This window comes from Paenibacillus solisilvae (assembly GCF_042656405.1).
Lineage (GTDB): Bacteria > Bacillota > Bacilli > Paenibacillales > Paenibacillaceae > Paenibacillus_Z > Paenibacillus_Z solisilvae.
In genome coordinates, this window is the sequence record NZ_JBHSOW010000015.1 from 133,441 (window position 1) to 148,679 (window position 15,239).

Consider the following 15,239-nt stretch of genomic DNA (forward strand, 5'->3'; position numbering starts at 1 on the left):
TTTATAATCCCTCCCTGCGCTGCATCATCGTCGCCGAAGCAATGAGAAATAACACGCCTAAACCCAGATATAGCCCAATTGCCGGCAAAGCTGCCGTTAACCGGTTGTCGTAGATAATAGCCGTCAGCGCTTGATTGCCCCAGTGGATTGGCGAGATCTTAACGAGAAAGCCCATGAAGCCGGCTCCTTCATCATCGACAGGGAAATAGGCACCGCCGAACATTGAAGTGATCTGCACAATCATCATGATGACGCCGCTTGCTGCTTTTCCCTTCAGGAGATAGCTCGCCGCAAGGCCTAAGCTGGCCGCCATTACAACCTCTGCCAGTAAAACAAGGATGACCGTCCACAGATGTTCGCCCCAATAAGCCTTGAACACGAATTTGCTGAACAATACGATAATGAAGATACAGAGCATGTTAACGATAATATTGCCTAACACTTTACCTATGAAAATATCACTTTTGCGAACTGGAGCCGCAATAAGTCTTACAGCTGTGCCGCGGTTGATTTCACCACGAATGAGCGACCCTGCGGATATGGCGCTCCACATCCCGATCATGACCGTCATCGCAAGCGCGTAGTAATCGATGGAGCGCGGTGTCCGGTCGGCTTGAATGGACGTTTCTTTAATATATCTCTGGTGCCCCCCGCCCCCGGCGAATACAAGCTGGACTTTGTCCGGATCGTTCTTGGCCACTGCAGCTGCTGCGTTATATTTATCCGTGAAGGCAGCAAGCATACCCTGCACCATATTGCTCTCCATTATTGTCCGGCTGCTCCCGTACAAGGTGATACTGTTATCTGTCAGGGTGACAAACCCGGTATACCGGTTAGCCTCTACCTCCTTGCGGCCGTCCGTGCCTGCTTGAAGCTTCTCGAATAGAATGCCGGACTTGCGCATTTCCCGGGCAAATGAAGAGAAGGCTTGGGACAGCTCCACACTGCTGTTATCCTGAACCAGCACCTTCATATCCCCGAAGCTGACATTGCCATTGAACGCATTGGTCAGCGTTAAGCCAAGGATCAGAATCAGCACGATTGGAAATAAAAGCATGAATATAAAAGTCCGACTATCACGAATATTAATTTTCAGTTCCTTCAACGTTATCCGCAGTATATTCACTTCTACATCCTCCTCTCTTGCATCCGCTTAATCTCGCAGCTTACGTCCGGTCAATGTCAGGAATACCGATTCAAGATTCGGCTCGCGTTCTTCAACTGCGCGAATTTCCATTCCATCGGCCATTAACTGCTTCAGAATCCGGTTCAAGTTGTCAACGGCTGCATCACTTTGAATATAAATCACGTTCTCTTCCTGAAGAACCTTGCGGACACCCGGTATCGAGGTTAACCTCTCACTCTCTGTGCCTGCTGAGGATTTCATTTCCAGACGGATATCCTTCACATCGGTAATCGTCGCTTTTAGCTGCTCCTTGGTTCCCTCAGCGATGATTTTGCCATGATCCACAATCGCAATCCGCGTGCAGATCTCCTCGACTTCTTCCATATAGTGGCTCGTGTAGATAATGGTGCAGCCGGATTCATTCAGCTTGCGGACGGAAGTGAGGATATAATTACGGGACTGCGGATCAATTCCGACAGTCGGTTCATCCATAATGATCAGCTTGGGCTTATGAGCGATCGCACAAGCAATGTTCAGCCGGCGTTTCATACCTCCCGAGAAATTCTTCGGGAAGCTCTTCGCCTTGTCGCTAAGCCCGACAAACGCAAGCGCCTCCTCCGTCCGTTCCTTAAGCTCCGACCCCCGAATTCCATACAGTCCAGCGAAAAAACTCACATTCTCATAAGCGGTCATGTCCTCGTATATCGCTAAATCCTGAGGCACAATACCTAGATTAAGCTTGGCGAAGCGGCTATGCTTTGTAATGTCCCGATCCAATATACGAATCTCGCCGCTCGTAGGTACGAGCAGGGATGAAATCATGTTGATCGTTGTGCTTTTCCCGGCGCCGTTCGCTCCCAGAAACCCGAATATTTCCCCTTCCCGTATCGTTAGAGATACATTATCCACTGCAATAAAATCGCCGAATTTCTTCGTTAAACTTCGAATATCCAATACGTTCATCGGTTGTTCACTCCGTTTCCCTCATCTTTGATAATCCTATTGTAAGAAAAAAGGATGCCCTTATGTCAGTGCATAAGTTCATCCTTTGCGTATGAGAATATTCATATCTTGCAGCTTCAGGCTATGAGGGCACATGAAATTTCTCACGTTCCCCCATATGGAATAAGCGTAGTGACGATGAAGCCCTGGTCGCCATCGGCTATAACCGTCCCATTCACAGCAGCCGTCCGCTCTTCCATTCCGATCAGCCCAAGGCCTTTAACGATTTTAGCCGCACCTTGTCCATTATCAGAGACGACCGCTTTAATGAAGCGGTTAAGAACTCTCACTTCAACGTGAACGGACGAGGCATTAGCATATTTAGCTGCGTTGGTAAGCGATTCTATAATGTTCTCGTGAATGATTTTCCACTGGATCGGAGTAATGATCTCCATATTGCCTTCATGCACAACCGTTGTCAGCAGACCGGATTGAACCCCGAAATTGTCTACCGCCGCCTTCAGCCGGCTGAATCCAAGCTGCTCTACCGGAGGCTTCATATTCTTGAGCGTCAACCGGATTTCTTCTATGCCTTCCTTGGAAATTCCGATCGCGTTCTGCAGAAGCTGCGCGGCGGCATCCGGATCCTCAGTGAGCAGACGCTTGGCGGCCTCCATCTGAATCAGTGCGCCTGTCATCGAATGACCAATCCCGTCGTGGATTTCCTGCGCTAGCCGATTACGCTCCTCCAGCTTCACCATATATTCTGAGGTTCGAATAAACTCATGATTCTCATTTAGCTTCCTGCTCAGCTGCTGCTGGCTGCTGCGCATCCGTTCGATTTGATCCTCCTGTTTGTTCATTCTGGCCATGTAACGCCTGATCAGCATGAAGTTAAAGAAGCTCAGCACGGCAATAAACGCATAGAAAACCATCATCGATGGTGGCATGAATAACAGTGGGATCATTAATGGGAGAATTACGAATCGCTGTCTTTCCTCATAGAACGAGGCCATCTCATAGGAGCTGAGCGGCAGCAGAAGGATGAAATACGGACTTTCACTGATTGAACAAACAATCAGGAAAATAATGATAAGTACGATGATTCCCTGCTTGACAGCATAATTCTTCACGATATGTACGGTAAGATTGAGCGATATATAAATCAGAATGTATAAGACCAACCAAGGGGAGGGCTGAGAGACAGTAATATAGGAGACCGCTATGACATAGAACAAAAGAACCATTTTATTGCCAACCGTCCATAATTCCATATCTAGCCCCTTATCCTTTCGGTCAACGGGTTTTTCCCGTCAGGTAGTAGATCGCGATCTGTGTTCGATGCTCAAGCGCGGTCTTGTTGAGAATAGACGTAATATAGTTCGCTGTCGTCCCCTCCGATATAAACAGCTCCTTGGAAATTTCCTTGTTTGAGAAGCCCTTGGCAATAAGCGACATCACTTCGAGCTCCCGCTCCGTGAAAGGCGTGCGGTCAATAGGACTTTCGAACGCAGCGGAGCCTTTGACTGCCATCCCATCCATTGTCGTTTTCAACTTATCCAGCACCACATCCTGAAGCACGTTATTCCCGCTGTGTACACTCTTAATCGCATCGCGGATCCGCTCCGGATCGTTGTTCTTAAGCAGATAGCCCTTGGCGCCAAACCGGATCGCATCCAGAATATATTCATCATCATCAAATGTGGTCAAAATAAGCGGCTTCGTCTTGGTCTGCTCTGTAATCAGCTTCGTTGCTTCGACCCCGTTCATCGTAGGCATTCGAACATCGAGCAGGGCAACATCAACCTCGTTTGCCTTGCAATAATCAACGGCCTCCTTACCGTCCCCGACCGTATCCAGGACCTCGAATTCTTGAAAGGTATTCAGAATGATCCGCATACCTTCGCGTATAAACGAATTATCGTCCGCAATCAGTACTCTGATCTTCATGAAAGCACGCTCCTTTGTGTCATTATTTTACATGATTTCAGCTGCGATATCGAGCCGATGAAGGGTGGATTTACAGACAATTACTACTACCAAACCAGACCGATTCCGGCCGCATTCGGTCAGGTCAAGTCCAACGAGGAGCTGGAAGTCTGGAACGCCGTCGGACCGGAATACCGCGATACACTTGGCGATACCGTTCATCGGGACAGTCCTTCCTTCGCTGGCAAATTTAATTATACGAATACAGCGGAAGCAAACGACATGGAATACGCAAAAGTCAGCTCAGACAAAAAGAACCGGTTCTTCTACGTCAGAACGAAGGAACCGATCACTGCTCCGGAGGGAACAAACTGGATGAACCTGATCATCAATGCGGATCAGGACGACGCAACCGGCTGGGAAGGTCATGATTACATCATTAACCGCTCGCGAAATAACGGAAAATTGAGCATCGAACGCAGCACGAACAATGACTGGACCTGGGAAACAGCCGGTCAAGCCGAATACAAGGTCATCGGCAATGCATTATCAGTCACTGTTCCGAAGAATCTGCTGCCTTTATCATCAGCGCCTGGCTTTGATTTCAAATGGGCCGATAACTCCGTGGCAGAAGGCGATATTATGCAGTTTCTTGATCAGGGCGATGCTGCGCAAAACGGCAGATTCAATTACCGCTATACGACTTACGGTGGTATCATGGTGTTCGCAAGCCAAGAACAGATTGATCCAGCCTTGCTGGAAGAGATATCGCTCAAACTGAAAGCACGCTCGCCTGGTAAATCGCAAAAACCGGATGGATACAGCCGCTCGTACTGGCCTATCCATCCGGTTCATTCCGGTTTATGGCGTTCAATTAAACTCCTGAAGCAGCTTTTATTCATCCTTCGGCATAATCGGCAGCATGCCGCTCCAGCTGTTCATGACTGACCTCCCGTACTCCACTAATCATATATGGCGTCTGGTAATTCATCCCTACTCGATAAGCTCATACAATATAGAATCAAAAATTTTTCTCTATTTGAGCGCTAGTCAATTCTATATCTGCAGATAACTTCCTTGCGGCTTCAGCGCCGAGAATGGTCTCGTATCTGAGTTTAAGATTCTTGGATGCCTGGCGAATTGTACCTTCCAGTTCTTTTCCTTTGTCAGTTGGATGAACCAGCACGGTCTTGCCCAGCACTTGCCGCTGTACCAGCTGCTTGCCTTCCAATTTATCAATAAAACGGGTTAACGTTGAAGGAGTGATGCTAAGGTTCTCGGATAACTCCTTCTGAGTGATACCAGGATTGTCATTGACTAAGCGGATCAAATATCCATACATGGGCGTCAGACCGGTTGGGGCAAATTCTTCTTCTGCCACCTTCGTAATCGCCCGGCCTAAACGGTTCGCAGTAAAAAACAAGCAGCTGTTAAGGAAAGTTTCATCCATTATGCAACCTCCTTTTGTTTATTTTGTATGTACAACAAATATAAAACATTGCAATGATCTTGTCAACACATGCAATTGTGAAATTGTCAGTCATTTATCACGTACGGAGAAAGATCAAACCTTCATCATCGTGCTGTGTAGGAGCTGCCTGCGGAAGCCGTATTCATTTCGTTAAGCTGGCAAAATGATTGAAATAAAGGAGTATTTTAACAAATACAGAACTATATCTGTATAATCATTAAGGGTGGTGACATTAACTTATAACTGCTTTAGATACAAACCATTACATTAATAACCCGTATTCTGAATTCGCAGCGGCACGAGCGCAGCATCCTATTCTTTGGCACGAGCTGCTGGGTGTAACCACTTGGCTTGCGACAGGCTACAAAGAAGTGGAAGCTATTCTGAAGGATTCCAGATTTGTTAAGGAAGCTGGCAGGGCTATATCTCCAGAGCGTCTGCCAGTGTATTCCGAGCGTATTGCCCCCGTAATGCAGCTGATGCATAACATGATGCTGTTTCGGGATGCTCCTGATCATACCCGGCTGCGAAATTTGGTTAACAAAGCATTCACGCCGCGGATGGTGGACAAACTAAGACCGACAATTGAAAGTATAGCCGATCACCTGCTTGATGATAGGAGAAGCAGCACGGAGCATGAGCTGATTCGCGATTTCTCCTATCTGCTGCCTGTATTAGTTATTGCGGAGCTTCTCGGCGTCCCTAAGGAGGATCGTGATTTCTTCCGGCAATGGTCTGATGCGTTCATTCGGTTCATCGACTTTAATCCAAGCATGGAAGAGTTAGAGTTGTTATCCAAGGATATCAATGACTCGAGAATTTACTTCGAACAATTGATTGCTTTACGCCGATCATCTCCTCGGGAAGATCTGATCAGCGGCTTGATCGCATCGGAAGAGAGCGGCGATCAGCTGAATACAGATGAAATGGTTGCAACCTGTTTGCTGCTTATGATTGCAGGGCATGAAACAACTGCGAATCTGATAACAAACGGCTACCGTTTGCTGCTTCAGCATCCTCCCATGTATGACGCCCTTTGCTCAAATATTCAACTGGCCCCTAACGCAGTAGAAGAGATATTACGGTATGAGCCCCCAGTCCTTATGACAAGCAGGATGGTGTCAGAGGATATGGAGTTTGCCGGCCAGCTGCTGTACAAGGGACAAGATATCATGCTTGCACTTGCCGGTGCTAACCGGGATCCTTCGGTAATCAGCGATCCCGACAAATTTGATATTACCCGTAAGACTGTCAAACATTTATCCTTCGCCGCCGGTCCTCATTTCTGTTTGGGCGCTCCCCTTGCAAGGCTGGAGGGCATCATTGCATTTGAGAAGCTCATGAAGCGGGTCATTCATCCTGAATTAATCGAGGAGCCCGTGTGGCGGCCGAACATCATATTCCGAGGGTACGAATCATTGAAGTTTCGCGCTGAAATTCTATAAAGGCAGGCAATGAGAGAAAGGCTGCTTCAATGAGAGAAGGGCTGCTTCAAAAGGGATAAAATCAAGACAATCACACCCTAGTTTATCTCTCTTATAAAAAATGGCTGTACAGGTGGTCATCAAACCTGTACAGCCATTTTTCTAAGTGGGGCTATCCATGAGCCAACTGTGATGACTTATGGGACAGTCTCGGTATCATCTTCTCTTCCAACCCGTGTGGCATATGGGTTGACCGCCATCAAGTATCGTCGCCCCGCCGCACGCTGGGAGCTGTGCGGGGTGCAGAAAGATGTCGGTTAGCACCTGACCTACCTATACTGGAATTCATACAGTTAAAAAAGTGCCATCCGCTTGAGGCTGCCTCTATACTGCAATCCATACAGTTAAATCGCCCCAAATGAGCCTTAAAGAGCTCAATTCGGCTTATTTAACTGGAAATTTCCAGTATAGCGCTATTTTGAACGTCTAAAGCAAGAAATAGATGTAAAAATCCAGTATAGATGCGCATGCCGCTTAAGCCGAACATGCAAAAGCAACATGCAATCAAACAGCACGCAATCAAGCAGCATGCAATCAAGCACATGCAACAACAAGGTCATTCACAAGTTTATTACGGGTTGACCCCGAGCCTCTTTGTTAAGATTTGAGGTTTCCCCTTCATAAAATTACTGCCTCCATTAACCTTCGAAACGAGCAAACTTGATACATACCGGTTTCGATACATGAAGTTCGCTTCCCGTAGGCTGCAGCTTCCCTGTCCGCTCATCTCTTCGGAAGGTTACAATATTGTTGCCGTCGCGATTAGCGACTAATAGGAATCGGCCATCAGGCGAAATTCCAAAGTTGCGCGGATGCCCGCCAAGCGTTGAGACATGCTCAACGACCCTCAGCTTGCCCGTTTGTTGATCAATGGCATACACGACGATACTGTCATGTCCCCGATTCGAACCATATAGGAATTTTCCATCCGGAGAAATATGAATGTCCGCACAGCCATTTTCCCCGTTATAGGAATCCGGAAGTGTAGAAATAACTTGAATCTCCGCAAGCTCCCCCTGCTCACCATCGTAGGCGAAGGCTGTAACGGTGGCGTTAAGCTCATGAATGACATAACCGAAGCCAAGAGCAGGATGAAAAGCAAAATGCCGGGGACCTGATCCCGCTGCTGTCTGAATCTCACGATGAGGAACCAGACGGCTCAGCTCTAAGTCAAGCTTATAAATAAACAGACGGTCCAAGCCCAAATCGCAAGCAACTGCAAAGCGGTTCATTCGGTCGATGAAGACGGAATGTGCACGGGCTTGTACAGGCGGCACGCTCGAGCTCTTATGCCACTGGATATCCGCAGTCGTGCCGATCTGTCCGTCCTCCAATAATGGAGACAGACCAACCATACCGCCGTGATAACTGGATACGATCGCAACCTTGCCGGAATGGTCTAACGTAATATGACAGGTTGGTGCAGAAACCGTGTTCTCCTTGTTCAGCAAGGATAACCCGCCGGTAGAAGGATTAATGGTATAGGCAGCAGCTGCCCCGCAGCGCTGATTGTCCGCATCAACCCCTTCGGTAATTGCATACAGCTTCGAGGTATTGGCGTTCACATCCAGAAAGGTCGGGTTTTGCAGCCCGGAAGCTTGCTCAATCAGCTCGAGGCTACCACTTGTTTCATCGAAATTGCAGACATACAGTCCAGAATCCTTCGCATCCGCATATGAACCGATAAAAGCGAGTATCTTCAAATTGTTGTTCCCCATGGCTCAATCTCCCTTGTCTATTATGTATAAGCGAATTATCGCAAATCGGCATCCTGTTGGCAAATCATTGGAGTAAAAAATAAAACAACAAACCCTTCACTAACATGAAGTCAGCAAAGGGTTTGTTCAATTCTCAGTGTATGATTCACGCTTATTTGACGCTGTGCAGAACCTCCGGCGTAGTCAGCTTGTCGTAAAAATCAACAGCTTTATCCTTGTCGGCGGATTCGCGAAGCGCCATAGCCGAGCGTGGATGCTCGTCCAGCATACCCGTAATCATGTAAGGGATGATGTAGCCCCATTCTTCTTTCTCACGAAGCTGAATCATGTATTTCTCGATCATGTCCAAGACAGGACGAACATTATATTTGGTGCCTTTAAGATGGGCTACCAGCAGCTCAGTCGGGCAGTTTCCTGCAGCACGGCCCATACCGTACACGGAAGCATCAAGCAGTTCGACGCCTTTCTCTGCGGAAACGAGAGTGTTCGCAAATGCGAGCTGCATATTATTATGCGTATGAACCCCAAGACGTTTGTTTGGCAGGTATTTCTGGAACTTGCCAACCAGGTAGTTGAAGTCGTTCGGATCCAGGCTGCCGTAAGAGTCAACCACATACACAACATCAACCACGCTTGCATCGATAAGCTCGAATGCTTCAAGCAGTTGGTTCTCCATGACGTTGGAGAGCGCCATGATGTTCAGTGTGGTCTCGTATCCGCGATCGTGGAACACTTTGACAAGCTCCAGCGCTTTCTCTACATCCTGGATGTAGCAGGCAACGCGGATCAAGTCGAGCAGGCTCTCTTCGCGCGGCAGAATGTCATTCTCGTCTACGCGGCCGATATCGACAAGTGCCGACAGCTTCGTATTCAGCTTATGCGGAATGACTTTGCGGAGGAAATCATCGTCCAGAAAACGCCATGGGCCAGCGGATTCAGCACCTTTAAGCAGTTTCGGGGAATTCTTGTAGCCGATTTCCATGTAATCAACGCCAGCTTCGTTCAAAGTCGTATACAAATGCTGAACGAATTCGATACTGAAGTCCCAGTTGTTAACGAGGCCTCCGTCACGAATCGTACAGTCTACAATTTTGCAATGATTGGTTTTTGTATTCATTCCGATGTGATAGCTCCTTTAGTAAAGCAAGTCTTTCTATCCATGATACTTGAAAATGGGCTTGAACGCAAAGCTATTTTGTCGGAATTAGCCATTACTTGTCAGCTTTGCGTTCTCTCAGTCGGAATCTTTTTAAACACTTCCAAACGCCGTGTCGAGCTGAAAAAAGGGGCGCGAACAGATAAATAAACCATGTTTAGTAACGGCTGCAGGAGCTGTTCCTTGCGGTATCATATCATCTCTTCGGCCCGCACGACTTCGTCAAACTTCTCGGCAGTGATCAGTCCGCTCTGGATGGCCGCCTCGCGCAGCGTTAATCCCTTCTTATGTGCTGTCTTCGCTATGGTCGCCGCATTCTCGTAACCGATATGGGGATTAAGCGCTGTGACAAGCATAAGGGATTCGCTCAAATGACGTTCTATCGCATCTAAATTGGCTTCAATGCCTGCCGCGCAGTGTTCATCGAAGGATCGCATGGCATCCGCTAAAAGCCGGGCCGACTGCAGAAAATTATGAATGATCACCGGCTTGAAGACATTCAGCTCGAAATTCCCCTGGCTTGCCGCAAAGCCGATCGCAGCATCGTTGCCCATCACCTGGCAAACGACCATCGTCATTGCTTCACACTGGGTGGGATTTACTTTGCCGGGCATAATGGAGCTGCCGGGTTCATTTTCCGGAATACGGATTTCTCCGATTCCGCATCTCGGCCCGCTTGCCAGCCAACGGACATCATTGGCAATCTTCATGAGATCGGCTGCCAGCGCCTTGAAGGCGCCATGAACAAAGACGATCTCGTCATGACTGGTCAGCGCATGAAATTTATTAGGCGCACTCGAATAGGTTTTGCCCGTTAGCTCGCTTATGGACGCCGATACGAGATCGCCAAAGCCCTGGGGCGCATTAAGCCCCGTACCTACCGCAGTTCCTCCAATGGCAAGCTCACGCAGCTCGCTGCTGGCAAGTTTAATATTGCGCTCTCCCTTCTCCAGCATGCGGACCCAGCCGCTGATCTCTTGCCCCAGCGTGAGCGGCGTCGCGTCCTGCAAGTGCGTACGCCCAATCTTAATCACCTTGGCAAACGCTTCGCTCTTGCGCTGCAGCGTTTGTTTCAGCTGGTCAATGGCAGGCAGCACATTGTCTTCCACAGCGATCAGCGCGGCGATATGCATGGCGGTCGGGAATGTATCGTTAGAGCTTTGCGAGCGGTTCACATCATCATTCGGGTGAATAGAGACCACAGCATCGCCGCCGCTCTCTGCCTGAAGCAGCTGCCCTGCTCTGCGGGCGATGACTTCATTCACGTTCATATTGGACTGCGTTCCGCTGCCGGTCTGCCATACGGCAAGCGGGAATTCATCCGCCCAGCGGCCGACAATGACTTCATCTGCCGCTTCCGAGATAGCTTGCGCCTTGCGGGTATCCAGCTTGCCAAGATCCTGGTTGACCAGTGCGGCCGCTTTCTTCAAATAAGCAAATGCCGTGATCAGCTCAGACGGCATCTTCTCCGTGCCGATTCTGAAATTTTGCAGGCTCCTCTGCGTTTGCGCGCCCCACATCCGATCCGCCTGAACCTCGATTTCCCCCATTGAATCCTTCTCGATCCGGTATTCCGTCATACGTCACCTTCCCCTTCTTCAGCTCTAATGAGCCATCCCTACTACTTACCTATAACGTCAAAAGCATATTTATGTAACGACAAAGGTTTAAACATTGACGAATACGTCTAAAAAGAACTAAATTTACCTTGTACGAAGGAGGTTGAATTTATGCCTTGGAACAAAGATGATTATCCGGAATCGCTCAAAAACTTCATGGCCCCGGTCCGCGAGAAGGCTGTCGAGATTGCTAATGCGCTGCTTGAAGATGGTTATGAGGAAGGAAGAGCCATTGCCATCGCAACAGCTCAAGCCAAAGAATGGGCGGAGAATCACCACAAGCAGGTCCGCAAAAAAGGGCATGAATGAGAGGCAAGATGAAATCCAAAGGGCAGTGCTCAAGCGCGGAATTCCTGCGAATTTACTTGAGTTCACTGCCCTTTGGATTTTTCAAGCTGATTGATACTGCCCGGCAAAATTGTTACAGATCAAGAATTTCAGGAACCTTCGCCTCGATGGAGCTGCGGATTTCATCAGGACTATCCAATTCCAGAGCCTTGGAAGCCAGCTCCCTCATTGCAGATTGGCTCAGCCTGCCGATGAGCGCTCTGGTCTGCAGGATGGTGCTGCTGTTCTCAATCACCACCACACTTATTATGGTCTCATGGAATCGTTCATCCAGCGTATCGATCCCGCCCCGGTAACCAAGCCCGATGATGGCATGAAGCTCGATGTGATCCGGAATATCCAGTACTTCCCTTGCCTTTGAGCGGTCGAACCCGCCTACCGCGCGTGTAGATAATCCGAGCAAATGAGCTTGAAGCGCAAGCGTCGCCCACGCGGCTCCGGTGTCAAAAGCATGGGCTCCGTTCGGCTCCCCATCTTCTCTTAGCTTCTTGGACGCAACCAAGATGAGGACAGGTACATGATCTGTCCATATCCGGTTCCCTGGCAGTATGAACTGCTGGAAGAGCTCGTGCTCCGCTGCCTCTCTGGCGATAATAAATTGCCAAGGCTGCAAATTGCTCGAAGAAGGCGCCCATCTGGCTGCCTCCAATACGGTATACAGAACTTCGTCGGTTACAGGCTGATTCGTGTAGGAGCGTGGTGACCAGCGGTTAATGAACAAAGGGGAAACGGGATGATCGGGATTCCGATGCTGCTTTATCTCCTCGGCGTGCTTGTCGTTTGCGGATGATTGGTCACTTTGAAACGGTAGTTTGGTGCTCATAACGATCCTTCTCCTTCCTAAATTTGAGAGCATGCTCAAGTCTTGTAACGATAAACCGGTATTGCTGTGCCGTATCCGCTAATGTATAGTCGGCAATGGCATGCTGATTACGCGATTCCCGGCGAACAAGCGCCGGGGCATACATCCAATTGGCAGTTGCAGCCAAGGCTGCTGCCTCGCTTGTATGTATGCAGTCTTGTTCTATAAAAGCTTTACCGGCTTGGACAGACAGTTCTGCTGCATCGCCTCCATGAGGCATACCCGTTACGATCAATTAATCACATCCTCATCCCTTTACAGGCAAATAAAAAAGAGACGCGGCTATTAATAGCGCACGTCTCCAGTTATCCGGTCAACGTTTAACCAACTAATTCAATCGGAATAATAAAATTCTAACATTGAACGAATCTATCGTCAATCATTAGTTCTATATCCGTTGAAATAAACGTTGATGATGATGATATGGCTAATGGGAAATTCATGTTATGACAGCCGCTTCCTCGATATGGTATTTATTTATTAGTCAATAAATAACCGTGAGGAGCCGCTTCAGTCATGACACCCAAAGACGATGCATCCCTTAACCGCAAAGAACAGATACTCGATGCCGCGGCTTCGCTATTCGCGCAGAGCGGCTATTACAAGACGACGACCGCCGATGTGGCGCGCGCCGTAGGCGTAACCCAGCCCTATGTCTTTCACTTCTTCAAATCGAAAGAATCGCTCTATCTCGCCGTCCTGGAACGGGCTTACCGGCGCATCCTGCATGCCTTCGACGCCGTCAATGCGCCGCCCGAACGGCTGCAGGAAACGATGGGCAAAGCGTTCGTGGACCTGCTCATCAGCCATCGCGACGAAATCCTGCTGGTCATGATGTGCTATACGACTCCGGAGACGGCGGTCAGGGATTATACGCGCCGCGAATTCGAGGCCATCTTCGAACGCGTCAAGACGCGCTTCGAACAAACAGCTGCATGCGTTCAAAGCACGAAGCGCATATTCATTGGCATCGCCCTGCCAAATGACATTAACGTGACCCATGGTAATATCAATCGGCCGGCCTTGCTTGACGGACTTGGCAATTTCTAGCAGCACGCCGTAGCGGAGGTCGATCGCATAGTTAAGCCGATAAATAAACATAGGAGCGCGAAGCGCCGATGACCTTTTTGCCCTGTCCTGTTTTCTTGAGGGCGTTCATGGCCAGCCTTGCCAAGCTTGGACCCATTTTCCCGCCAACGCCTAGCAGCAGGATATCCCCTTCTACGTCCGCCATGTCCTTCAGAAGAGCTTCGGATGGGTCCGATAGTCTGGAATCCAGCTCAAAAACAGATCTCATTGCCTCATACCCCTCTCTTGTATGGGTCTGCATCTTCTATTTGCGGTAAAACATCGTTACCTTGCGGATTCCGCTTATCATATCCTCGATGTCTTGATCGGTAAAAAATTCGTTGACGGTTAAACGTACAGCAGAACGCAGAATGTTCTCCGCATTCGGACACAGACCCCTTTCGTAGGTGATGCCAGTCAGGTCAAACGGAAAATGATTGTTCAGGTATGCCTGCCGGTTCTGGAACATCGGCTGCATATAAACTACATCTGGAATATATCCGATCGTGTTCGGTATGCCTTCGGCAGATAACGCCTTAGAAAACTCATTACGTGTGCAAGTCAGCTCCGACTCATCCAGCCGAAGCATATAAAACCAGTATGTTGACCTATTCCCTTCCTTGACCCTATGAGGTCTAATACCGGGAAGTCCCGTAATGCCCGCGGTTATTCGATCTCCATACCTTTGTCTCGCGCCGCAAATAGCCGGCAGCTTCTTAAGCTGGGCGATTCCGACTGCTCCCTGGAGCTCTGTCATCCTGTAATTGGGAGCCAAGTAGTCCATCGCGCGGGATACCATGTTGCTGAAGCGCTGATAATTTTTATCCGCGAATGCATGCACCTTATGGAAATCATCCAGGTCCCCCGAGTTAATGGTGACAATGCCGCCGTCTCCCGTTGAAATATGCTTGAAGTCGTTCGTGCTGAAGCAGCCGTAATCCCCGATCGTTCCGACCAAACGGCCTTTATATTCGGCCATATAGCTTTGCGCGCAATCCTCGATGACCTTCAGATTGTGTTTTTTTGCAAGCTCCATAATTGGATCCATATCACACGGATTGCCGGCCAAATGAACCACAACGATCGCTTTCGTTCTCTTGGTTATGCGAGCTTCAATAGAGGCCGGATCCAGATTGTACGTGTGCGGATCGAGGTCCGCAAATACCGGTATAGCGTTCTGATACAAAATTCCGATTAGCGTGCCCTGGTCCGTTATCGGACTCGTAATCACCTCGTCGCCGACCGTGATGCCGGCCGCACCCAGAGCGACATGAATTGCAGCCGTTCCGGAGGAAGCAGCCACACTATAATCGATTTGATACAAATCGTTGAAATCGCGCAGGAACGTCTTCACTTTGTTGCCTTGATGATAGAAAAGCGTATTTTGTTCGAGCGCCTCTATGAGCTCCTTCACCTCTTCGAATCCGAACCGTTTTCCCGTACCGAACGGCGTTTCTTTCACCTTCGGACCGCCATGCAGCGCCAGTTTCTCTTGTGTTGTCTTTTCTCCCATTAG

At 48.9% G+C, this 15,239-nt stretch carries 15 protein-coding genes and 2 pseudogenes; 4 read left to right on the top strand and 13 right to left on the bottom strand.

Features of this window, described 5'->3' with window-relative positions:
- Position 1: 1 nt before the first annotated feature.
- The 4 genes from ACFPYJ_RS03380 to ACFPYJ_RS03395 form a co-directional block, all read right to left on the bottom strand.
- Positions 2-1,126, bottom strand: a complete 1,125-nt coding sequence (locus ACFPYJ_RS03380; protein ID WP_379186626.1) for an ABC transporter permease — start codon at positions 1,124-1,126, stop codon at positions 2-4.
- A 27-nt stretch (positions 1,127-1,153) separates the two neighbouring features.
- On the bottom strand, positions 1,154-2,089 hold the full coding sequence (locus ACFPYJ_RS03385; RefSeq protein WP_379186627.1) for an ABC transporter ATP-binding protein: 936 nt from the start codon (positions 2,087-2,089) through the stop codon (positions 1,154-1,156).
- A gap of 143 nt (positions 2,090-2,232) precedes the next feature.
- Positions 2,233-3,342: a sensor histidine kinase gene (locus ACFPYJ_RS03390; RefSeq protein ID WP_379186628.1), complete on the bottom strand. Its 1,110-nt coding sequence runs from the start codon at positions 3,340-3,342 to the stop codon at positions 2,233-2,235.
- Positions 3,343-3,364: 22 nt separating this feature from the next.
- Positions 3,365-4,018: a response regulator transcription factor gene (locus tag ACFPYJ_RS03395; protein ID WP_379186629.1), complete on the bottom strand. Its 654-nt coding sequence runs from the start codon at positions 4,016-4,018 to the stop codon at positions 3,365-3,367.
- Between the two features lie 57 nt (positions 4,019-4,075).
- On the opposite strand from ACFPYJ_RS03395, the gene ACFPYJ_RS03400 reads away from it, so the two are divergent.
- Positions 4,076-4,945, top strand: a complete 870-nt coding sequence (locus ACFPYJ_RS03400; RefSeq protein WP_379186630.1) for a hypothetical protein — start codon at positions 4,076-4,078, stop codon at positions 4,943-4,945.
- Positions 4,946-5,018: 73 nt separating this feature from the next.
- Here the strand turns inward: ACFPYJ_RS03400 and ACFPYJ_RS03405 are convergent, their stop codons facing one another.
- Positions 5,019-5,447 (bottom strand): MarR family winged helix-turn-helix transcriptional regulator, encoded by a 429-nt coding sequence (locus ACFPYJ_RS03405; protein ID WP_379186631.1) that lies wholly within the window; start codon positions 5,445-5,447, stop codon positions 5,019-5,021.
- 287 nt (positions 5,448-5,734) lie between these two features.
- Here ACFPYJ_RS03405 and ACFPYJ_RS03410 point away from each other — a divergent pair, with 287 nt between their 5' ends.
- Complete coding sequence (locus tag ACFPYJ_RS03410) at positions 5,735-6,913, top strand: cytochrome P450 (protein WP_379186819.1); 1,179 nt, start codon at positions 5,735-5,737, stop codon at positions 6,911-6,913.
- A gap of 677 nt (positions 6,914-7,590) precedes the next feature.
- On the opposite strand, the gene ACFPYJ_RS03415 is transcribed toward ACFPYJ_RS03410, so the two are convergent.
- From ACFPYJ_RS03415 to fumC, 3 genes are all read right to left on the bottom strand, one after another.
- Entirely contained in the window at positions 7,591-8,670 is a 1,080-nt protein-coding gene (locus tag ACFPYJ_RS03415; protein ID WP_379186632.1) for a lactonase family protein, read from the bottom strand.
- A gap of 151 nt (positions 8,671-8,821) precedes the next feature.
- Positions 8,822-9,787 carry an aldolase catalytic domain-containing protein gene (locus ACFPYJ_RS03420; RefSeq protein WP_379186633.1) on the bottom strand — a complete coding sequence of 322 codons (966 nt, stop codon included), beginning with the start codon at positions 9,785-9,787 and terminating at the stop codon, positions 8,822-8,824.
- A gap of 230 nt (positions 9,788-10,017) precedes the next feature.
- Positions 10,018-11,406: a class II fumarate hydratase gene (gene fumC, locus ACFPYJ_RS03425; protein ID WP_379186634.1), complete on the bottom strand. Its 1,389-nt coding sequence runs from the start codon at positions 11,404-11,406 to the stop codon at positions 10,018-10,020.
- Positions 11,407-11,556: 150 nt separating this feature from the next.
- Here fumC and ACFPYJ_RS03430 point away from each other — a divergent pair, with 150 nt between their 5' ends.
- Complete coding sequence (locus tag ACFPYJ_RS03430) at positions 11,557-11,754, top strand: DUF2188 domain-containing protein (protein ID WP_379186635.1); 198 nt, start codon at positions 11,557-11,559, stop codon at positions 11,752-11,754.
- A 112-nt stretch (positions 11,755-11,866) separates the two neighbouring features.
- Here the strand turns inward: ACFPYJ_RS03430 and ACFPYJ_RS03435 are convergent, their stop codons facing one another.
- Both ACFPYJ_RS03435 and ACFPYJ_RS03440 read right to left on the bottom strand, forming a co-directional pair.
- Complete coding sequence (locus ACFPYJ_RS03435) at positions 11,867-12,616, bottom strand: nitroreductase family protein (protein ID WP_379186636.1); 750 nt, start codon at positions 12,614-12,616, stop codon at positions 11,867-11,869.
- The gene (locus ACFPYJ_RS03440; protein ID WP_379186637.1) at positions 12,588-12,890 is read right to left on the bottom strand and encodes a hypothetical protein; all 303 of its coding nucleotides are present in this window, start codon (positions 12,888-12,890) and stop codon (positions 12,588-12,590) included. Before ACFPYJ_RS03440 ends, ACFPYJ_RS03435 begins: the two co-directional genes overlap by 29 nt.
- 281 nt (positions 12,891-13,171) lie before the next feature.
- Between ACFPYJ_RS03440 and ACFPYJ_RS33170 the strand changes: the two are divergent.
- Positions 13,172-13,342: pseudogene (locus ACFPYJ_RS33170) on the top strand (TetR/AcrR family transcriptional regulator); the annotation flags it as partial.
- Between the two features lie 243 nt (positions 13,343-13,585).
- On the opposite strand, the pseudogene ACFPYJ_RS33175 reads toward ACFPYJ_RS33170, so the two are convergent.
- The 3 genes and pseudogenes from ACFPYJ_RS33175 to ACFPYJ_RS03455 all read right to left on the bottom strand — a co-directional run.
- A pseudogene (locus ACFPYJ_RS33175) lies at positions 13,586-13,759 on the bottom strand (epimerase); the annotation flags it as partial.
- Entirely contained in the window at positions 13,737-13,952 is a 216-nt protein-coding gene (locus tag ACFPYJ_RS33180; RefSeq protein WP_465263353.1) for a hypothetical protein, read from the bottom strand. The gene ACFPYJ_RS33180 and the pseudogene ACFPYJ_RS33175, both read right to left, overlap by 23 nt.
- 36 nt (positions 13,953-13,988) lie before the next feature.
- Complete coding sequence (locus tag ACFPYJ_RS03455) at positions 13,989-15,236, bottom strand: DegT/DnrJ/EryC1/StrS family aminotransferase (protein ID WP_379186639.1); 1,248 nt, start codon at positions 15,234-15,236, stop codon at positions 13,989-13,991.
- Between the last annotated feature and the right edge of the window lie 3 nt (positions 15,237-15,239).